We start from the raw sequence: 20,797 nt of genomic DNA, 5'->3' as shown, positions 1-20,797 counted from the left end.
CGGGTCAGGCGCACACGCCGCGGAACGGGAGCGAGTGGGCCGCGCTGCGCCACTGCGTTTTGGTGAGCCCGCCGCCGGTGGCCGAACACACCCGTCGGGCCTGCTGGTCGACATCGATCAGCCACCAGGAGAGCAGTTGGTGGCCGCCGACGAACACCTGCGACGACCCGCCGAAGGCCACCGTGCGCATCAGCAAGGCATCCGAGTGGCCGCCGAACCCGACGCCCTCCAGCCGCGGCTGGGCGGGATTCCCCAGCGACCACAACTCGGTGCCGCGGTCGGTCCCCGCCGCCAGCCAGCGCCCGTCGGCCGAGCGGGACAGCGACGTGACCCGCGACGGCCGCCCGATCCGGCTCACCACCGTCGACGAGGTGCCGTCGATGCGCCGCACGACGAGCGTCGAGTCGTCTGAACCGGTGTAGAGGTAGTGGCCGTCGGCGCTGAACTCCGCGCTGAGCACCATCCCCTGGTGGGCGCTCTCGACAACCGGTCCGACGGGGTGGGCGGGATCGGTGATCGACCACCGGTACGCGCGCCAGTCCGCCGACCCGACGACGATCGTCGTGCCGTCGGGGCTGAACGCCACGGTCTGCACAAAGCCGTCCGACCCGTTCAACGCGCCGAGTTGGCGCGGCGAGGCGGGGTCCGCGAGCGACCAGAGCCGCATCGACGAGTCGGTGTCGGCGGCGGCCAGCACCGACCCGCGCGGCGCAAAGGCGACCAGCCCGAGGTGGCGCGTGCGCACCGGCAGCGTCGCGACCAGCGTGGGCGCCTCCCGCGCCGCAATGTCGTAGACGAAGACCGCTCCCCCGCCGTCGGCGGCCGCGGCGAGCAGCCGGCCGTCCGGGCTGACCGAGACATCGCGCGCCGACCGGTTCCCCGGCAGCAGGATCGTCGACGCGAGTGACGGCAGACCGTGCTCGATCCGCCACACGATCATCCGCAGGGCGCCCGCGGTGACGACGACGCTGCCGGCCGCATCGGCGGCGGGCCGCCGGATGGGTGAACGGTGGCCCGGCATCGGCGAGGCGGGCAGATCCCACGCGCTGATCGAGCGCGGTCCGCCGGCGGTCAACAGGGTGCCGTCGGCCAGGAAGTCCGCCGCCATGATCCCGCCGCGCCCCGACCGCATCTCCCGGCCGATCTGCTGCAACGGTTGGCGCTGCATCCGCGGGTCCAACACGTCGCCGACGGCCCACCGGCGGGCCGCCCCGTCGAGCCCGCCGGAGATGAGGGTCTTCCCGTCGGCGGAGAAATCCAACGACCAGATGGCGTCGGGGTGGGCGGCGATGGTGAACCCGACGGCGCCCGGCGCGGCCGGGTCGGCGAGGTCCCAGATGCCGATCGTCCCGTTGTCGCGCCCCCCGGCGAGGAGCCGGCCGTCGGGGGAGACCGCCACCGAGTGCCAGCCGATATCGCGGCCGTCGCCGAGCTTCGCCACGACGCGAGGCGCACGGGTGTCGGCCACGTCGACGACGAGGACCGTCCCGCCGGTGGTGGCCGCGGTGAGCACCGGCGCGGTCGGGCTGAACGCCACGCTGCGGACCGGCCCGGACCCGCCGTCGGCGCTGCCGAGCGGGGCGAATCCCCGTCGCGCGTCCCACAGTGCCACGGTGCCGTTGTCGTGGCTGGTGGCCAGCACGCTGCCGTCGCGGTTGAACGTCAGGATGTAGGCGGTCCCGGCGTTGGCGGGCACCGCGAGGCGGTTCAGCAGCGTCGGGCGCGCCGGGTCGGCGACGTCGTAGACGGTGACCGACCCGTCGCCCGCGGCCATCGCCAGGCGCTGCCCGTCGGGGGTGAACGCCACCGAGGTGACATAGGCGCCGGCGTACAGCGGCGTCGGATAGGGACGCAGGTCCGGGGCGTGCCACAGGCGCACGGTGCGGTCATAGCTGGCGGTGGCGACGAGGCCGCGCGACCGGGCGACGACCAGGTCGTAAATCGAACCGCCGTGCAGTTCCTCGCCCGTGCGGGGCAGCGGCAGATCCTGGGTGCGCAGGACGCCGAAACGCGCCGCCGGGTCGTCGGGCCGCAGCCGCCACGCCGCGACGGAGAGTTGGGCGGCCAACCCGGGGTCGGTGGCGCGGGTCTGCTCGGCGGTGGAGAGCAGTTCGGCGAACCGCGCGTCGTCGCGCTGGTGGCCGAGCGCCACGTTGCCGCCGATGGCGACGACCGCGGCGATCAGGGCCGCGACCGCGAGCAGAGCGGTGGCGGTCTGGCGCATCCGCCGTCGGCGGGTAACCCGTTCGAGGTGCTCGCCGCTGGCGGTGAGGAAGGTCCGGGCGCGCGCGGGCAGCAGCGGGTCGTCGGCGACGATGGCGCTGCGGTGATAGCGGGCCTCGTCGTAGAGCTGGGCGTCGTCCCGGCCGCTGCCCTCCCACTCCCCCGCGTCGACGCTGATCCGCTGCAAGACCGGTTTGAGGACGCGGGAGCGCTCGATCAACTCGACCAACCGCGGCCACTGGGTGAGCACCGCGTCGTGGATGAGGATGATGCCGGTACTGCTGACGGTCAGCAGACGCGCGGCGGCCAGTTGTTCGACGACACGGGTCAGCGCGTCGTGGTCGGGGTCGACGGCGGCGATGGACAGCGGGTCGAGGCGCACCCGGACCACGATCCGGTCGGCGGCCACGTGCACCAGGGCCAGCAACAGCCGATCGGCGACGGGGCGGTCGGCGTCGGACAACCCGGTATAGGCGTCCTCGGCGGTGGCGGCGATCGCCGACCCGACCCCGCCGATCGCCCGGTAGCCGGCCAGCGTGAGCGATTCGCCGCGGCGTTGGCGCGCCAGTTCGGCCAGGACGTGGGCCAGCAGCGGCAACTGACCGGCCCGGTTCTCCGCGTCGGAGAACGAGGCGACGCGCAGGTCGGCGATCATCCGCGCGGCCAGTCCGGGTTCCACGCGCAGTCCGGCGAGCTTGGCCGGCTTGGCGATGACGTCGGCGAGCTGGTCCTCGGTCATCGCCCCGACGATCAGCGACCGCCGCTGCCAGGCGTGGGCCAGGACGTCGATCTCGGCGGCGCGCTCGTACATATCGGCCCGGATGCCGAGCACGACGACGCCGCCCGGGGCGGCGGCCAGCGCCAGGATCTGCGCGACGGCGGCATCGACCTGCGCGGCGTCGTATCCGCCACCGACGAGCAGCCCCTCGCACTGGTCGACGACGTGGATGGCGACGCCGGGCTGATCCTCGGCGCTGTCGCCGGTCTCGCCGGTCTCGCCAGGCTCGTCGGTCTCGTCGACGAGCTCGACGGCGAACCGGCGGTCGACCCGCCAGCGGCCGCCGGCCGCGCGATCAGCGGTCAACCGAGCGAGGCCCGCGCCGAGGAGCGACGACTTGCCCGCGCCGGAGACCCCGGTGACGACGACGATGCGATCGCGCAACGAATCCTGTCCGGCCGCGTCGGCGATGAGCCCGGCCAGGTCGGCCAGCACCTCGTCGCGGCCGAAGAAGACGTCGCGCTGCTCGGCCGTCATCGGGGCGAGCCCGGCGTATGGCTGTTCGACCGGCGGACCGGGCGGTGGGATGGCCGCCGAACCGTCCTCGCGCGCACTGCTCCACCATTGGCGCCAGCGCGGCAGCGGCGGTACCGGGTGATCGGGGTTGCGCATCTGCGCCCGCAGGATCAGCCACGTGATGACCGGCTCGAGGGAGTCGAAGGAGGCGGGCAGGTGGCGGCCGCGGCGCCAATCGCTGATGCGCTGCACCGAGGCCTTCGACCGTCCCGGCGCGAGCTTGGCCGCCCCGCGCGAGACGGTCTCCAACGTCGGCGATCCGGCCGCGTCGAACAACGCGGCGAGTTGGTCGCCGAACCTCGTCGTCGCGTCGTCGGGGGCCGGGGTCACATCGAAACGTTACCGCAGGTGACGGCGATTTCCGGATTCTGTGCGATCCGGTCCGGAAAACCCCTGCATACCGGTTGACCTGCGCGGATGCCGCGCCGGAAGGCCGGCGGATTGGGGTGGGCCGGCGGCGCGCCGCACAGTGGTGACACGACCGGCGCACCAGTGCCGATCAGCAAGGATCACCCAACGGGGAAGGGAAGAAAGTACAGCCCATGTTCCACGCAATCGCTTCCCGCGTCGCGGGTCCGCTGTCCCTGGCGATCGTCGCCGCGGCCGCCATCCTCGGCGCCGTGCCGAGCCCGGCCGATGCTGCGGTGTCGCACAAGACGACCGCCGACGGCCACGCCATCACCCTTGCCTCGGCGATCACCAACACCAAGCCGACCGCCCCCCTCGACTCGAACCCGTTCACCAAGGAGACGTTCTTCACCGTCGACTCCAAGGCCGCGGTCACCGGGCTCGACGGCAAGGTCATCAAGGCCACGGTCGTGTTGGGCTACCAGTTCGGCTACCCGGTGGCGGTCGCCCCCGACGGGGTCGCGATCACCCTGCACACCCCCGACCTCAAGCTCCAGGGCGGCATCGTTGCCAAGGTCGCTCCCGAGGTGAAGGGCGGCGCCGACGGCGTCGGCCTGAAGGCCGGTGAAGCCGGTGTCGAGAGCGGCGCCGAGGCCACCGTCCTCCCGCCCGTCGACCTGAGCTTCACCGTCGCCCCCGGAAAGATCCACGAGGTCGACGTGACGAAGGTGGAGATGACCGCGCCGGTGTTCGAGGTCTTCTGGGATGCGATCCACCTGTCGGTGACCAACGCGGTCGGACCGGTGTCTGTTCGCCCCTACGCCCGGATCATCGTCACCACGACGACGGGTGTCTACCAGCTCGCCTCATTGGGGAATGCTCGCCAGGTCTGAGAGAGGTCATCGAGATCTGGTGTGAGACGGCGCGCCGAGTCCGGGGGGCTCGGCGCGCTGTTCGCGTTCTCAGGGCGGCGGGTCGCGGTCAGACCGTGGCAGGGGCCAGGCCCAGCTTCCCGGCGAGCTTCGCGAGGTAGCCGGAGGCCCGCTCGACCGTGTCGTCGGGAAGGCCGTACAGCACCGTGGTGACGCCGAGTTCGCGCCACTTCTCCAGCTTCTCCGGCACCGGCTTGAAGTCTAGGACGACGATCTGCGGATCGCCTTCGCGCCCGGCGTCGGACCAGATCTGCTTGAGCAGGCCCACCGAGCCTTCGATGTCGGCCTCGCCCGGCGTCGTGATCCAGCCGTCGGCACTGCGCGCGATCCACTTGAAGTTCTTCTCGTTGCCGGCCGCGCCGACGAGCACCGGGATGTGGTCTTGAGTCGACTTGGGCCATGCCCAGCTGGGGCCGAACTGCACGAACTCGCCGTCGTACTCGGCCTCCTCCTGCGTCCACAGGGCGCGCATCGCCTCGAGGTACTCGCGCAGCATGGTGCGACGGCGCTTCGGCGGAACCTTGTGGTCGGCCAGCTCGTCGAGGTTCCATCCGAACCCGACGCCGAGCGTCACCCGCCCCTGCGACAGGTGGTCGAGGGTGGCGATGGTCTTCGCCAGGGTGATCGGGTCGGACTGCACCGGCAGGGCGACGGCCGTCGCGAGGCGGATGCGCTCGGTAACCGCGGCGGCCGCGGCCAGCGTCGTCCACGGGTCGAGGGTGCGCATGTACCGGTCGTCGGGCAGCTCCGAGGTACCGGTCCCCGGGTGCGCGGCGTCGCGCCTCGTCGGGATGTGGCCGTGCTCGGGGACGTAGTACGACGCGAAGCCGGCTTGCTCGATCAACGGCGCCAAGACCTGCGGCGGCAAGCCGCGGTCGCTGGTGAACTGCACGATTCCGAATTCCATCGGACGCCCCTCCTGGACAGGTGTCTAGTTGAGAGAACTGTAACACGTTCTAATCCGGCGGCGCGAGGGCCCAGTCGGCAGGAATGAGGGCCCAGTCGGCAGGAATGAGGGCCCAGTCGGCAGGAATGAGGGCCCAGTCGACGGGAAAGAGGGCCCAGTCGGCACGAATGAGGGCCCAGTCGGCGGGAAAACGGGCCCAGTCGGCGAAGGCGGGGTTAGCGGGCGGCGACGGGCTCGGCGGCCGCGCGGACATCGCGGAAGATTCCGTTGCCCGCCGAGGCGCGGCTGATCGCGTCGGCGGCGAGCACGACGGCGGCCGAGGTCCAGCAGCTCTTCTCCACCGGCCAGCGCTTCCCGTCGGCGTAGACCAGGCCGGTCCAGTACGACCCGTCGGGATCGCGCAGGTGCCCGATGTCGTCGATCAACGCCACCGCCTCGTCGACGCGGCCGATCGACTCCAGCGCCAGGGCCAGTTCGCTCGTCTCGGCGCCGGTCACCCACGGCCGGTGGTCGATGCAGTGGATCCCCTTGCCGGCGACGACGAACTCGTCCCACCGCCGGTCGATCAGAGCGTGCGCCCGCTCGTCGCGCACCGCACCGCCGAGCACCGGGTAGTACCAGTCCATCGAGTGCGACGACGGTGCGACGAAGACGCCGGGCACGACGCCAGCCGGCGCCCCGTCGACGTCGGCGAAGGCCGACGCGAAAGCCCGCGCCAACCGCGCCTGCGCCGACGCCCAGCGCTCGGCGCTGTCCGCGTCGTCCATCGTCTCGGCGATCCGCCCGGCACAGTCCAGCGAATGCAGGATGCTGGCGTTACCGGTGAGCAGCGCCTCGTCGAACATGGCGAGACTCGTCGCGTCGGCGGCCCATCGGAATGCCCCGTCGTCGCGCTGGAACCGGCAGACCAGGTCGATGGCGGCGCGCACCGTCGGCCACATCTCGGCGAGGAAGTCGAGGTCACCGCTGGTGCGGTAGTGGTGCCACACCCCGACGGCGAGGTAGGCGCAGAAGTTGCTGTCGATGTTCGGGTCGACGACGGTGCCGCCGCGGAACTCGATCGGCCACGACCCGTCGGGGCGCTGCGTGCGCGCCGACCACCGGTACGCCGCCCGGGCCTGCTCGTCGAACCCGGTCACCGAGAGCGCCATCGCCGATTCGACGTGGTCCCACGGATCGGTCTTGCCGCCCGGGAACCACGGCAGCGCACCGGAGCGCTCCTGCATCGCGGCGATCGCGGCACCGGTGGCGCCGACCTGTGCCGCGCTCAGGACACCGGGCAACTCGGGGAGGGAGCCCACCGTTATGCAGGCTTTTCCAGGTACAGGATGACCGACTTGCCGATCACCGGGTTCAGCAGCTTCTCCGCGGTGCGGGTCACCGTCGGGGCCGACATCATGTCCCACACCAGCAGCTGGTGGTAGCCGCGGACCAGCGGGTTGCGGTCGTTCTCCACGCCGACGGCGCACTTGATCCACCAGTACGGCGCGTGCAGCGCGTGCGCGTGGCCGGTCCCGGTGACGAGCAGGCCCGCCGCCTCGAGCTTGGCCGCCAACTCCGAGGCCCGGTAGATGCGGACGTGCCCGCCCTCGACCTCGTGGTACTCGTCCGACAGCGCCCAGCACACCTTCTCCGGCCAGTACCGCGGCACGGTCACCGCGGCCTTGCCGCCGGGCTTGAGGATGCGGACCATCTCGGCGATCGCGGCCTCGTCGGCCGGGACGTGCTCGAGGATCTCCGACATCAACACCACGTCGAAGGTGTCGTCGGCATACGGCAGGTGCAGCGCATCACCGACCTCGGCGCGCGCCTTCGCCGACGCGGGGACCTGGTTCTCGGCCATCATGGCGTCGAACATCTCGCCGACGTCGGCCATGTCGGACTCGGACTGGTCGAAGGCGATGACGTCGGCACCGCGGCGGAACATCTCAAACGAGTGCCGTCCCTGCCCGGCGCCGATGTCGATGGCCTGGGTCTCCGGCCCGACGGCGAGCCGATCGAAATCCACGGTCAGCATTACTTCTCCCCCTCAATCGCGGTGCGGTACTGCTCGACGGTCTTGGCGGCCACCGCCGCCCAGCTGAAGTTCTCCTCGACGCGGCGCCGGGCGGCGGCCCCGAGGTCGGTGCGCGCCTGCTCGTCGTCGAGCAGCCTGAGCAACTGTTGGGCGATGGCCCCCGAGTCGCGCGGCGGCACCAGCACGGCGCCGGCCCCGTCGCCCTCACCGACGACCTCCGGGATGGCCCCGGCGCGCGTCGCGATCAGCGGGGTGCCACAGCTCATGGCCTCCACCGCCGGCAACGAGAAGCCCTCGTACAGCGACGGCACGACGGCGACCTCGGCGCTGGCCAGCAGGTCGGCCAACTCCTCGTCGTCGATGCCGTTGACGACGCGGACGCTCTCGCCGATCGACAACTGCTCGATGAGCCGGGCCGACGGTCCGGTGGGGTCGAGCTTGGACACCAGGGTCAGGTCGACGGGGCGTTCGGCGGCCACCTTGGCGATGGCCTCCAGCAGGTAGGAGACACCCTTGAGCGGGGCATCGGCGCTGGCGACGCACACCACCCGACCGGGGACGCGCGACGTGACGGCCGACTCTCGCTGCGCCTGCCCGGGCGGGGCGAACAGTTCGGTGTCGACGCCGAGCGGGATCGTCGCGATCCGCCCGACCGGGATCTTGAAGGCTTTGCGGGTGTCCACCTCGCTGCTGCGGGACACGGTGAGCAGCACCGGGATCCGACGCGCGACCCGGCCCTGCATGGCCAAAAACGAGTGCCAGCGAGCCGCGGTGATCTTGCGCCAGCCCTTGGCCGCCTTGATGGCCAGGGCGCGGTCGCGGGTGATCGGGTGGTGGATCGTCGCGACGAGCGGGAAGCCCATCGTCGGCAGCCGCAGCAGGCCGTAGCCCAGGGACTGGTTGTCGTGCACCACGTCGAAGTCGTCGCGCCGCTGCTCCAGCAGCCGCGCCACGCGCAGGCTGAACGTGAGCGGCTCACCGAAGGCGGCGGTCCACATCTGGGCGACCTCGATCGCGTCGATCCAGTCGCGGTATTCGCTCAGGCGCGGGTTGCGGAACGGTTCCGGCTCGCCGTACAGGTCGAGGCTGGGCACCTTGGTGATCCGCACGCCGGCGTCGATGGCCACCTGGTCGAGCTCGGGGTAGGGCTGGCCGGAGAAGATCTCCACGTCGTGGCCCAGCAGGGCGAGCTCGCGCGAGAGGTGGCGCACATAGACACCCTGCCCGCCACAGTGCGGCTTGCTCCGGTAAGACAGCAGTGCGATGCGCAGTGCGCCCGAGGCGCTGGTGGTCGGCATGCGCCTATTCTGCCGATCCGGCTGCGGCCTCGAGCGCCGAGACGTCGGTGAGCTTGATCCGCGGGCGTCCGGATTCGCGTCCGGCCGCCTTCTCCGCGGCGTCGATGTTCTTCCATCCGTCCAGGTCGATGAGGTGTGCCCCGCGCTCCACGACGAGCTGCTCGATTTCCTCGCGCGATGCCTGCGGGTCGACGAGCTTGTCCTCGATGAAGTCGGCGATGACGGCTTCGGCGGTCTCCTCGCCGCACAGCCGGTTGCGGCCGATGCCGCCGGTGGCGCCGCGCTTGATCCAGCCGGTGACGTAGACGCCGGTCATCTGCTCGCCGTCGTCGAGGACCCGGCCGGCGTCGTTGGGGACGATGCCGCGCTCGTCATCGAAGGGCAGGTCGGGCACCGCGTCGGCGTGGCCCTTGTAGCCGATGGACCGCAGCACCAGCCCGGCGTCGACGGTGGTCGTCTCGTCGGTGGCGTGCACGGTCACCCGGTCGGTGTCGTCGCCGTAGGCGTTCTTAACGATGGTGACCGATTCGACCTTGTCGTCGCCGTTGATGGACACCGGCGAGGCCAGGAAGCGGAAGACGATGCGGCGGTCGCCGTCGGCCGACCGCTCCGAAAACTCGTTCGCCAGGCGGACTTTGGTGGCGATGGTCGAGTCCAGCTCGTCGCCGGCGGCCGCCGAGATCGGGTCGAGACCCAGTTCGTCGGACTCGATGACGATGTCGAGGCCCTCCACGTCGCCGAGCGCCAGGAACTCGCTGTTGGTGTAGGCGCCCTGCGCGACACCGCGGCGGCCCAGCACGATGACCTCGCGGATGTTGGACTCACGCAGCTTGGCCAGCGCGTGCTCGGCGATGTCGGTCTTGGCGAGCACGTCGGGGTCGGTGGCCAGGATGCGCGCCACGTCCAGGGCGACGTTGCCGTTCCCGACGACCACGGCGCGCTCGGCGGACAGGTCAACGTCGAGGTCGACATAGTCGGGGTGGCCGTTGTACCAGGCGACGAACTCGGTGGCCGAGATCGAGCCGGACAGGTCCTCACCCGCGATGCCCAGGCGCTTGTCGGTCGCCGCACCCACCGCGTAGATGACCGCGTGGTAGCGCTGCGCGAGCTCGTCGTGCTTGATGTGCTCGCCTACGCGCACGTTGAGGAAGTAGTTGAAGTTCTTCTTGTTGGCGGTGGACAGGTAGCCGCGTTCGACGAGCTTGGTGGCCGCGTGGTCGGGGGCGACGCCGAAGCGCACCAGGCCGTGCGGGGTGGGCAGGCGGTCGAAGACGTCGACGGTGATCGACGGCTTGCGGACGAGGACCTCGGCGGCATAGAGCGCGGCCGGGCCGGCGCCGACGATGGCGACGTGCAGCGGCTTGTCCGGCAGCGGCGGGGCCTTCTTCGGCGGGACGAGTCCGCCGTCCACCTCGTGGTCCTTGTAGTAGTCGGCGTTGATCTGCAGGTAGGGCTCGTCTTTTTCCTCGAGCTGGTCGTCGGGGAGGATCGCCTCGACCGGGCACTCATCGATGCAGGCACCGCAATCGATGCAGGTTTCCGGGTCGATGTAGAGCTGCTCGGCCGTCAGAAACTCCGGCTCATCCGGCGTCGGGTGGATACAGTTGACCGGGCAAACGCTTACGCAGCTGCCATCGTTGCAACACGGCCGGGTGATAACGTGCGCCATCTGGTGATACCTCGCGGATCGTCAGGTAGAACCTGTTCTATTTGAGAACAACTCTAGCGCACCAATCCGCGCCCAATCCACAAGGGAGATCGTGACCAGCAACCCCGCCCCACACCAGCCCCTCGGCGACCGGCTCGACACCGCGCAGTACTTCGAAGCGCAGTACCGGGTGCGGACCGGTGACATCGATCAGGACATGCGCGTCCGGCTCGATTCGATCGCGCGATATCTGCAGGACATCGCCAACGACAACATCGAGGCGACCGAATTCTGGCAGTCCGATCCGTTCTGGATCGTGCGCCGCACCATCGTCGACGTGATCCGCCCGATCTCGTGGCCGGCGACGGTGACCGCGCAGCGCTGGTGCGGTGCCCTCTCGACGCGGTGGACGAACATGCGGGTCCGGATGACCGCCCAGCACGAGACCAATCTGTTCAACCCGGAACCGCGCGAGGACGGCCTCGTCGAGACCGAGGCGTTCTGGATCCTGGTCAACGACCAGGGCATGCCGACGCGGCTGTCCGACGCGGCCTTCGAGATGTTGAGCTCGATGAACACCGAGCACCGGCTGCGGTGGAAGTCGATGAACCCGGAGAAGGCGCCGGCGGCGGGTACCGAGCCGGACCGCGAGCACATCCTGCGCGCGGTGGACTACGACCCGTTCAAGCACCTCAACAACGCCGCCTACCTGGCGGTGTTGGAGGACGAGATCCTCGCCCATCCGGAGTTGATCGAGGGTCCGCACCGGCTGGTCATCGAGTATCTGCGCCCGATCGAGCCGGGCGCCCGGCTGACCATTCGCCGGGTGCGCGAGGGCGATGAACTGACGCTCTGGCTGCTCCTGCACAAGCCCGACGCTGATCCGATCGTCGCGGCGACGATCTGGCTCGGCCCCCTCCCGACCTCCTAATCGCCGACTGGGCCCTCATTCCCGCCGACTGGGCCCTCATTCCCGCCGACTGGGCCCTCGATCTCGCCGACTGGGCCCTCACCCGTCGTCGCCGAAGCGCGCCCCCCACGATTGAGCCCACAACTCCAACGGTCCGAGGGCGAGCAAGAGCGCGGCACCATGCTTGGTCAGCCGATAGCCCGACTTCGTCCGGCTGATGATGCGCGCCTCGAGTAACTCGTCGAGGCGCTGGGAGATCGTCGTCGGCGATGCCTCTGGAATCCGGTTTCGGAACTCGGAAAAGCGGACCGACCCCAACCGCATTTCCCACAGCATCCGGAGCATCCAACGCCGGCCGAGTAGGTCGAACGCGGCCATGACCGGCCGCCCGCTGTCCGACCCGCGGACCGGGCGCCCGGGGATTGCTGGTTGCTCTGACATGCAGCAATGGTATCGCCACCCACGCAACCGCCCGCCATCGCCGAGGACGGCACTGTGATCCACACTACTTCCTACACCAGTGAATGACGGCCACCACCTTCGCCGGAAAACGTTGACAACGTTCAATGTCATCGATACATAATCCGTACCAACTTTGGAGGTGTCCGTGCAGCAGCCGACCCCGCGCGCCAAGCCGCGCACCCGCTGGATGATGATCGTCGTCATCGCAGTGCTCGCCGTGTCTGCGCTGTATGTCGGCCGCCTCCGCCTCAGCCACATCCCCGACCGGGCCATCGGTCACGCCCCCACCGCCCCTCAGGTCGGCGTACCCCGGACCAAGACCATCGAGTACCGCGTCACCGGCCCCGCCGGCGCCCGCGCCACCGTCTCCTACCTCGTCCCAGGCTCCGGGGTGACCGACGAACAAGTCACCCTCCCCTGGCGGACCACCCTGACCACACAGGACTTCACCGTCGCCGTCGGCGTCCTCGCCCAGGTCCACGCGACCGGCGACGCCTCCTGCGCCATCCGCGTCAACGGCACCGACCGGGACGTCGAACGGAACGGCAACAGCGAACCCGTCGTCAATTGCGCCGTCCCCACCGCCTAGGACCCCCGATGACCACAACAGCCGACGCCCCCGCCGCTCGCCCGCGCTTCGCGCGCTTCCTCTACCGCTTCTCGGCGCCGGTCATCGGAGCCTGGCTGCTGCTGATCGTCGTACTCAATCTTGCTGTGCCGCAATTGGAATCAGTCGTGATACGCAAGGCCCAGTCCTTCCTGCCCGACTCCGCGTCGTCGGTGCAGGCGCTGACCAAGATGGGCACCTATTTCGGCAGCGGGGAGCGCAACGGCGGCGGCTCCAACAACTTCGTCTACCTGCTCCTCGAAGGCCAGGACCGGCTCGGCTCCGACGCCAAGGTCTACTACCAAAACGTCCTGCAGAAGCTGACGTCGGACACGACGCACGTGAGCTCGGCGATGGACCTGTGGTCCGATCCCGATCTGGCGCCGGTCGCCGAGAGCAACGACGGCAAGGTCGCATATGCGCTGGTGAACCTGCACGGGAACATGGGCACCGCACTGGCGATGGAGTCCACCCGCGTCGCCCGCGAGACCATCGCCGCCACCTCCCCGCCGCCGGGCGTGCAGGTGCACCTGACCGGCCCGTCGGCCGTCGTCAACGACGAGATGATCGCCATCGCCGACTCGATGTTCCTCCTGGTGGCACTGAGCGCGTTGCTGGTGACGGTGATCCTGCTCATCGTCTACCGCTCACCGATCACCGCGGCCGTCCCGCTGCTGACGGTCGGCGCCGGGCTGGCCGTGGCCCGCTCCACCATCGCGGTGCTCGCCGAGCTGAACCTGCTCGACGTGTCGATCTTCGCCGCCGCCCTCTCTGCGGTGGTGGTCTTGGGCGCGGGCACCAACTACGGCATCTTCCTCCTCGGCCGCTATCAGGAGAACCGCCGCAAGGGCCTGTCCCCGGAGGATTCGTACTATGCGGCGCTGGCCGGCGTGCAGCACATCATCATCGCCTCGGCGCTCACCGTCGCCGGCGCGATGGCCTGCCTGACGGCCACCCGACTCTCGATGTTCAGCACCGCCGGATTGCCGTGCACCATCGCGATCATCGTCACCCTGGTGGCGGCGCTGACGCTGGGACCCGCGGTGTTGGCCCTACTGAGCCGCCGCGGCTACGCCGAACCGCGCGGCGACGAGAAGTCCCTGCGCCGCTGGCACCGCATCGGAACCTCCGTCGTGCGCTGGCCGGTGCCGGTGCTCGCCGCGTCGCTGGCCGTTCTCGCCGTCGCCATCGCCCCGCTGGCCTTCTATGCGCCGAGCTACAACGAGCGCAAGGCGCAACCGTCGGACTCGCCGGCCAACCTCGGCTTCACCGCCGCCGACCGCCACCTCGCGCCCAACGTGATGGCGCCCAGCGTGTTGATCGTTGAATCCGACCACGACATGCGCAACCCGGCCGACCTCATCGCGTTGGCCAAAATGACCGACTCGGTCGCGTCGATCCGCGGCATCGACGCCGTGCAGGGCATCACCCGCCCGCTGGCCCGCCCGCTCGACCAGGGCACGCTGACCAACCAGATCGGCTACATCGGCAACCGGTTCACACAGATGACCACCCTGCTCAAACACCGGATCGCCGACCTCGACTCGATCTCCACCTCCCTCGACGAGCTCAACACCGCGGTCGACGGCCTCGCCGACGCCCTGGCCCAGGGCAACGCCGGCGCCGCACAACTCGCCAGCGCCTCGCAACGACTCTCGACGACCACCGATACGACGATGAGGAAGGTCGACGGCCTGTCCCGGTCGATCGCGCCGACGCGTAAGGCCCTCGGCGCCACGCCCCAGTGCCGGCAGAACCGCGACTGCCGCCAGGCGCTGGCCGGGTTGTCGGCCCTCGACGACCTGCCCGCGCTGCGGTCGGCCATCGCCGAACTCTCCGCCGGCGCCGGTTCGGTGAGCCGCGCCCTGCCCACCGCGTCGCAGCAGATCCCGGTCCTGCGCTCGGCGCTCGGCCAGGCGCGGGCGGTGATCAAGCCGTTGAAGGGAACGCTGTCGGCGCTGTTGCCGCAGACCACCGAGATCACCGACTTCATCGACGAGGTCAGCAAGTCCTTCGCCGCCGGCTCGCCGGGCAGCTTCTTCTTCCTGCCCAGCCAGGCGTTGGAGAGCCCCCTGTTCAAGTCGGGCATGCCCTACTTCTTCTCCGCCGACGGCAAGGTCACCCGCATGGTCGTGACGCCGGAGGTCGAGGGTTTCAGCCGCGAGGCGATGGACATCAGCGCCGAGGTCATCCCGGCCGCGACCTCGTCGCTCAAGGGCACCTCGCTCGCCGGCTCGACGGTCAGCATCGGCGGCCCGGGCGGGACGCTGCTCAACATCGAGTCCTTCGCGCACGAGGACTTCATCGCGATCGTCGTCGCCGCTTTCGCCTTCGTGTTCTGCGTGGTGCTGCTGTTGTTGCGCAGCCTAGTCGCCGCGATCGCGGTCATCGGCACGGTCACGCTGTCCTACCTGGCGGCGATGGGCGTCTCGGTGGCGGTGTGGCAGGGCCTGCTGGGCCACCCGCTGCACTGGTCGGTCACACCGATCGCGTTCAGCTTCCTCGTCGCCGTCGGTGCCGACTACAACATGCTGTTGGTGAGCCGGTTCCGCGAGGAGTACGGCGGCGGTGGCGGCACCGGGCTGATCCGCGCGATGGTCGGCACCGGCAGCGTGGTCACCACCGCTGGCATCACCTTCGGCGTGACGATGCTGGCCATGTTGGCCAGCGATGCGCGCAACGTCGGCCAGATCGGCACGACGGTGGCGCTCGGCCTGCTGATCGACACCCTGATCATCCGTTCGCTGGTGATGCCGGCGGTCGCCCGACTCTGCGGCCGCTGGTTCTGGTGGCCGACCAAGTTCTTCACCATGGAAAGCAGGACGAGCAATGGCTAAACCGATGTCGACCGCCGCCGCACGACTCATCGTCGACGGGGTGGCCCCGCGGCTCGACCGCCGCATCACCGCGTCGCGCGAGCCATACACCGGCACCCCGGCGATGCGCCCGCACGTCGGCGCCAACCGGTGGGCCTGGACGCACTACGGCGTCTTCATCCCGAGTCTGCCTGCGCCGCACCGGTTTCTGAACGTCATGACGCTGATCGGCGCCACCGGGACCGAGCTCTTCGACAACACCGTCAGCGCCAACGCCAGCGCCGACGCGCGCCTCGCGACGACGGTGCTGTCCTCGACGGCGCACGCCGCCCAGCACCACTACGCCGGATACGACGCCGCCGCCGACGGGTCGTTCGCCGACGACGGGTCGAGCCTGCGCTGGGCCACGGACCTGGCGGTCGAGCGGTCGGGCAACCGGGTGTCGGTGGCCGGCCGGTACGACACCTTCGAGATCGAACTGGACCTGAGCCTGACCGACCAGGTCTCCTACTTCACCCACACCCCGGTCTATCAACATCTGAGCCTGCTGGCGCCGTATCGCGGGGCCATCACCGACCTGGTAGACGACACGACGACGACGATCAGCGGGTTGGGCACCGTCGAGTACGCGCGCTGCGCGGGTCCGCAGTCGTTGTTGCGCCGCCCGGTCGGGCGCCTCCTGCGCCTCCCGGTCGACTTCTTCACCTACCAGATCATCCAACTCGACGAGGTGACCCAACTGCTGCTGACCGACGTGACCGCCCGCGGCGCGGTGGCCGCCCGGACGGTGCACGTGCGGACCGTCGGCGGCCGCGCCGACGTCTTCGAGGACGTGACCTGCGACGTCGAGCTGGCCGCCGTACCCCGGTTGGACCCCGATGGCAACGCGATGCGGGTGCCCGCCGGCTTCACCTGGATCGCGCGCCGCGACGGCCGCGAGGTCTTGCGACTGGAGTGCCACGTCGACGACACCCTGCGCTACGGACACGGCAACGGCTACGTCGGGTCCTACGACTACTCGGGGACCTACGACGGGCGCGAGGTCTCCGGCATCGGCTACCTGGAGTGGATCGACATGCGCGTGACGGACTGACCGGGCGACGGTGCGGTGCTACGCTTTTCCGCGTTCTAGCAGCCAATACACCGGGGGTTCGCCATGATCCGTCTCGCCCTTTTGGTCACCGTCGCGTGCGGGGTCCTCTCTCTCCTCGCGTTCAAGAACGGCGGGGTGTTCCCCGGCATCGTGTTCGCCGTCTGCGCACTCGCGCCGATTGCCGGATGGATCGCGTTCGCGCTGCGCGGCCGGAATGCGTCGCAGCCGCTGAACGGCGCGGCCAAGGGCATCCTCTCCGCGGTCAGCGTCGTCCTCGTCGCCGCCCTCGCCTACTCGGTGTACTGGACCTTCTGGTCGACCAAGCCCGCCAAGGAACTCAAGTACACCGGCGACCTGTCCAAGGTCTGCGACAAGACCTACTTCCCGCAGGCGGCCGAGCACACCGGTTCCGGCCCGCACCCGATCATCATCTTCACCCGCAGCGGCACCGGCTCCAGTCTGCAGCAGGTGAGCGCGCCGTACACCGCGCCGGAGGCGTGGCGCACCCGAGACGAGCACCAGGTGCAGCTGGTCGCCTGCCTCGACGACGTGTCGTCGGGCGAGAAGGTCGATGAATGCGAGTTCGACAAGGGCAACGTGCCGGTCTACCAGGGCCGCTACAAGGGCCGGGTCGTCGAGGCACGCACCGGCAAGAAGGTCGCCGACGTGCAGGTCGACGGCAACCGGACCAAGGATTGCCCGATGATCACGATGATCCAGGGCGACGTCAAGGACAACCGGCTGCACACCAAGCCGGACTTCGACGAACTCCAGCGCGTCCTCGGAGCCTACGTCAACGGCTGACCCGCGCGACGACGACGATCAGCCGACGGCGACGCGGCGGTTGACCGTCCCGTAGCGCTCGCGGCCCTGCGACGGCGTCACGACGACCGGGTTGTCCGGCACGCCCGCCGCACGGTGGGCGGCCAGGGCGGCCGAGGTCATCGGTGAGAGCGGCAGGATCGCCCGCTGCGCGACCGCCGGGTGTGCCGTGGCACGCACCGCCGCCTTCACCATCGGTTTCCACGCGGCGTCGACGAGCCCGGGCTGGTCGAACCCGCCGACCTCGCGCATCCACCGCGGCAGCGTGGCAATCACCGCCGGGGCCATGAGCCGGCTCCCGATGCGCAGCCGCAGGTTGGCGTTGCCGTCGGAGCGAAGGAGATAGTGCATGCCGCGGAAGGCCCGCTCGGTGACGCACAGTCCGGGGCGCACGCGCTCGAAATAGGCGCGCACCTCGTCGCGGTCGGCCGGGATGTCGGCCGGGTCGCAGGTCTGCAGTTCGGCGGCGATGCGCGACTCGGCCCAGTACCTCGCGACCTCCTCGTCGGAGAGGCGGCCGGGGCCGTACATCTCGTAGCACTTGAGGATCGAGTGCCAGCCGGTGACGTGGATCCACAGCTGCGATGCGGGGTTGTTGGCGCTGTAGCGGCGTCCGGTGATCGGCTCGATCCCGGTGGCCTTGGCGTGCACCCCCATCAGGTGTTCGGAGGCGGCGATGGCCGTGCGCGAGTCGGCCGTGGCCACGGTGACGAAGTACGCCAGCGTGGCGTCGAGGCGGCGCTGCGGATCGTCGTAGATGCCGCCCATGTCGGCGACGGCCGCGGTCAGGATCGGGTCGAAGTGCTCCAACACCACCGAGCGCTGGAAGGCGAGCAGCGCGGTCGGGGCGGTCCACAGCTTCCAGGAGATAGAGTCGGGCCCGAAGAACCCGTAGTCGGTGCTTCGGTAGTCGGCGAGGTCGAACAAGGCTGGTCCTCCTTAGGCCGCGCGGTACGCGGCAGACATCATGGCGCCGTAGAGCGGCGCGAGGTCCTCGGCGGTGAGGTCGTTGGCCGGGTCGAGCATGACGCGCACGGCCGCCTCGCACGACGAGACGAACAGTTCGATCAGCGCCGGTGTCTTGCGCTCCAAATCCTCAGTGCCCCACCATCGTTGGAGCGCGGGCACGATCCAGCGGGTCGACGCTTCGGAGATGATGTGGCGCACGTCGGCGACCGGCTTGGCCAGTTCGACGTCGGGCCGGCCGTCGAAGACCAGGCGCCAGGACTCGGGGCGGCTGGCCACCGTGGCGAGCAGCGCGGCGTAGCCGTCGACGAAGGCCTGGTCCGGGTCGTCGCCGGAGGCGGTGTGCAGGGCGGCGAGGGTGGATTCGAGCAGCAGCGACGATTCGCGCTCCATCAGCGCCTGCAGCAGCACCACGCGATCGGGATAGCAGGAGTAGACCACCGGGCGCGTCACCCCCATGTTGGCGGCAATGGCGGCGATACTGACCGCGGACAGCCCCTTGTCCACCGCGATCTTCAGCGCGGTGTCGAGGACCAGCGGACGGCGACGGTCGGGCCCGAGGTGTGCGGCGCGTTCTCGTCGCGCAGCGGTATCGACGCTCATACCGACAACGGTAAACCATTTTCCTACGGATGTGAAGGATTACTTGTCACGGCCGCGGGATAGGGGTCAGGAATCCCCCGCGGCGAGGTCGGCGTGGGTGTCGCGCAACTGGCGTTTGAGGATCTTGCCGCTCGGGTTCTTGGGCAGTGCGTCGACGACGACCACGTACTTCGGCGCCTTGTAGCCGGCGAGCTTCTCGCGGGCATGGGCGATGACGTCCTCGGCGGTCAGCTCGACGCCTTCGCGGGCCACCACCGCGGCCGCGACGGCCTCCACCCAGCGCGGATGGCTGATGCCGAAGACGGAGACCTCTGCGACGTCGGGGTGGGTGTAGATGGCCTCCTCCACCTCCCGACTGGCGACGTTCTCCCCGCCGGTCTTGATCATGTCTTTCTTGCGGTCGACGACGTAGAGCACGCCGTCGTCGTCGAAGTAGCCGAGATCGCCGGAGTGGAACCAGCCGGCGCGGAAAGCCTCGTCGGTCTTCGCCGGGTCGTTGTAGTAGCCGAGGGTGGCATGTGGGCTGCGGTGCACGATCTCCCCGACGGCGCCGGGCGCGACGGGTTCGTCGGCGTCGTCGACGATCCGGGTTTCGACGTTGATCGCCGGCCGCCCGGCCGATCCGGGCCGGAGCAGTTGTTCCTCGGGTCCGAGGATGGTCGCCAGCGGCGCCATCTCGGTCTGCCCGTAGAAGTTCCACAGTTGCACGTCGGGCAGTCGCTCCTGCAGTTCTTTGAGCACCTCGACCGGCATCGGCGACGCTCCGTAATAGCCCTTGCGGAGGCTGGAGAGGTCCGCGCCGTCGAAGTCGGGGTGGCGCAGCAGGCCGATCCACACCGTCGGCGGGGCGAAGAATTTGGTGACGCGGTGCTCGGCGATGGCGCGCAGCACCGTCGCCGGGTCGGGCCCGGGCAGCAGGATGCTGGTCGCACCGAGATAGACGTCGACGCCGAGGAAGCAGTCCAGCTGCGCGCAGTGGTAGAGCGGCAGGGTGTGCAGCTCGACGTCGTCGGCGCTCATCGACCCGTCGATCACGCAGGAGACGTACTGCCACATCAACGAGCGGCCGCTCAGCAAGGCCCCCTTCGGGCGCGACTCGGTGCCGGAGGTGAACATCATCCGGACCGGGTCGTCGTCGCCGACCGCGACGGTGAACGCCGGGCCGTCGTAGTCGAGCCAGTCGGCGATGTCGGTCCAACCCTCGGCCCCCGCTCCGATGACCGCGCGCACCCGGACCTGCGCGTCACCCGCGGCGGCCAGCGCCGCGTCGGCGGTCGGCACCAGGGCGTCCTCGGCGACGAAACCCACCGCGCCGCTGTGGTCGACGATGAAGGCGATCTCGTCGGCGCCGAGCATGAAGTTGATCGGCACCAGCACCACCCCGGCCCGGGCGGCGGCGAAGTTGAGCACCGCGAACTGCCAACAGTTGTGGCTGAGCAGGGCCAGCCGATCGCCCTTGACCAATCCCGCGGCCGCCAACGCGCCCGCGGTGCGCTCGATGCAGTCGTCGAACTCGGCGAAGGTCAGGCGGGTGTCGCCGTCGACGATCGCCACCTTGTCCGGCACGCGCAACGCGGTTCGACGAGGCAGGTCGCCGAGCGCGTGTTGGCGCGCCAGGGTCCGGTTCTGCCCGTCGGACTTCTCGTTCCCCTGCGCCATGCCCATCAACTCCTCGCGACCGGTCTGCTCCTGTGGCGCACGTTACCGCTTTCCACCGGCCCCGGCGGACGGTTACCGCGCCGTCGGCATCGGGCGGCTGACCGGCAGGTTGACGTAGCTGGGATGGCGGGGGTCGATGAGGATCGTCTGCGGGCGCAAACTGCGACTCGAGCATGAGCACCGGGATCATGA

The 20,797-nt window shown here is 70.0% G+C and carries 16 protein-coding genes; 6 read left to right on the top strand and 10 right to left on the bottom strand.

The window, feature by feature from the left end; all coding sequences use genetic code 11:
* Window positions 1-4 precede the first annotated feature (4 nt).
* The gene (locus tag nbrcactino_RS16675) at window positions 5-3,847 is read right to left on the bottom strand and encodes an AAA family ATPase (protein ID WP_161928600.1); all 3,843 of its coding nucleotides are present in this window, start codon (window positions 3,845-3,847) and stop codon (window positions 5-7) included.
* Between the two features lie 212 nt (window positions 3,848-4,059).
* On the opposite strand from nbrcactino_RS16675, the gene nbrcactino_RS16670 reads away from it, so the two are divergent.
* A complete protein-coding gene (locus tag nbrcactino_RS16670; RefSeq protein WP_161928599.1) occupies window positions 4,060-4,758 on the top strand; it encodes an MspA family porin in 699 nt (232 codons plus the stop codon).
* An 88-nt stretch (window positions 4,759-4,846) separates the two neighbouring features.
* On the opposite strand, the gene nbrcactino_RS16665 is transcribed toward nbrcactino_RS16670, so the two are convergent.
* From nbrcactino_RS16665 to nbrcactino_RS16645, 5 genes are all read right to left on the bottom strand, one after another.
* Window positions 4,847-5,704 (bottom strand): LLM class F420-dependent oxidoreductase, encoded by an 858-nt coding sequence (locus nbrcactino_RS16665; protein ID WP_161928598.1) that lies wholly within the window; start codon window positions 5,702-5,704, stop codon window positions 4,847-4,849.
* 215 nt (window positions 5,705-5,919) lie between these two features.
* Window positions 5,920-7,005 (bottom strand): alpha-L-rhamnosidase-related protein, encoded by a 1,086-nt coding sequence (locus tag nbrcactino_RS16660; RefSeq protein ID WP_186343415.1) that lies wholly within the window; start codon window positions 7,003-7,005, stop codon window positions 5,920-5,922.
* A 2-nt stretch (window positions 7,006-7,007) separates the two neighbouring features.
* Window positions 7,008-7,721, bottom strand: a complete 714-nt coding sequence (locus nbrcactino_RS16655; RefSeq protein WP_161928597.1) for a class I SAM-dependent methyltransferase — start codon at window positions 7,719-7,721, stop codon at window positions 7,008-7,010.
* Window positions 7,721-8,992: a glycosyltransferase family 4 protein gene (locus nbrcactino_RS16650; RefSeq protein ID WP_161928611.1), complete on the bottom strand. Its 1,272-nt coding sequence runs from the start codon at window positions 8,990-8,992 to the stop codon at window positions 7,721-7,723. Before nbrcactino_RS16650 ends, nbrcactino_RS16655 begins: the two co-directional genes overlap by 1 nt.
* A 31-nt stretch (window positions 8,993-9,023) precedes the next feature.
* The gene (locus tag nbrcactino_RS16645) at window positions 9,024-10,688 is read right to left on the bottom strand and encodes an FAD-dependent oxidoreductase (protein WP_161928596.1); all 1,665 of its coding nucleotides are present in this window, start codon (window positions 10,686-10,688) and stop codon (window positions 9,024-9,026) included.
* A 91-nt stretch (window positions 10,689-10,779) separates the two neighbouring features.
* Between nbrcactino_RS16645 and nbrcactino_RS16640 the strand changes: the two genes are divergently transcribed.
* Window positions 10,780-11,598, top strand: a complete 819-nt coding sequence (locus nbrcactino_RS16640) for an acyl-[acyl-carrier-protein] thioesterase (RefSeq protein WP_161928070.1) — start codon at window positions 10,780-10,782, stop codon at window positions 11,596-11,598.
* Between the two features lie 78 nt (window positions 11,599-11,676).
* Here the strand turns inward: nbrcactino_RS16640 and nbrcactino_RS16635 are convergent, their stop codons facing one another.
* A complete protein-coding gene (locus tag nbrcactino_RS16635; RefSeq protein WP_161928071.1) occupies window positions 11,677-12,018 on the bottom strand; it encodes a winged helix-turn-helix transcriptional regulator in 342 nt (113 codons plus the stop codon).
* Window positions 12,019-12,184: 166 nt separating this feature from the next.
* On the opposite strand from nbrcactino_RS16635, the gene nbrcactino_RS16630 reads away from it, so the two are divergent.
* From nbrcactino_RS16630 to nbrcactino_RS16615, 4 genes are all read left to right on the top strand, one after another.
* Window positions 12,185-12,628: an MmpS family transport accessory protein gene (locus nbrcactino_RS16630; RefSeq protein ID WP_228460881.1), complete on the top strand. Its 444-nt coding sequence runs from the start codon at window positions 12,185-12,187 to the stop codon at window positions 12,626-12,628.
* 8 nt (window positions 12,629-12,636) lie between these two features.
* Window positions 12,637-15,483 carry an MMPL/RND family transporter gene (locus nbrcactino_RS16625; RefSeq protein WP_161928072.1) on the top strand — a complete coding sequence of 949 codons (2,847 nt, stop codon included), beginning with the start codon at window positions 12,637-12,639 and terminating at the stop codon, window positions 15,481-15,483.
* Complete coding sequence (locus nbrcactino_RS16620) at window positions 15,476-16,555, top strand: DUF6670 family protein (RefSeq protein ID WP_161928073.1); 1,080 nt, start codon at window positions 15,476-15,478, stop codon at window positions 16,553-16,555. The genes nbrcactino_RS16625 and nbrcactino_RS16620 overlap by 8 nt, the downstream gene beginning before the upstream one ends.
* Window positions 16,556-16,618: 63 nt before the next feature.
* Complete coding sequence (locus nbrcactino_RS16615; RefSeq protein ID WP_161928074.1) at window positions 16,619-17,359, top strand: hypothetical protein; 741 nt, start codon at window positions 16,619-16,621, stop codon at window positions 17,357-17,359.
* An 18-nt stretch (window positions 17,360-17,377) separates the two neighbouring features.
* On the opposite strand, the gene nbrcactino_RS16610 is transcribed toward nbrcactino_RS16615, so the two are convergent.
* The 3 genes from nbrcactino_RS16610 to nbrcactino_RS16600 form a co-directional block, all read right to left on the bottom strand.
* Window positions 17,378-18,304: an oxygenase MpaB family protein gene (locus nbrcactino_RS16610; RefSeq protein WP_161928075.1), complete on the bottom strand. Its 927-nt coding sequence runs from the start codon at window positions 18,302-18,304 to the stop codon at window positions 17,378-17,380.
* A gap of 12 nt (window positions 18,305-18,316) precedes the next feature.
* On the bottom strand, window positions 18,317-18,946 hold the full coding sequence (locus tag nbrcactino_RS16605) for a TetR family transcriptional regulator (RefSeq protein ID WP_161928076.1): 630 nt from the start codon (window positions 18,944-18,946) through the stop codon (window positions 18,317-18,319).
* Window positions 18,947-19,012: 66 nt separating this feature from the next.
* Window positions 19,013-20,611 (bottom strand): acyl-CoA synthetase, encoded by a 1,599-nt coding sequence (locus nbrcactino_RS16600; protein WP_228460883.1) that lies wholly within the window; start codon window positions 20,609-20,611, stop codon window positions 19,013-19,015.
* Between the last annotated feature and the right edge of the window lie 186 nt (window positions 20,612-20,797).

Origin of the sequence: Gordonia crocea (assembly GCF_009932435.1) — a bacterium.
Lineage (GTDB): Bacteria > Actinomycetota > Actinomycetes > Mycobacteriales > Mycobacteriaceae > Gordonia > Gordonia crocea.
Note: the sequence above shows the minus strand (reverse complement) of the source record. Positions and strands in the feature narration are given on the sequence as shown.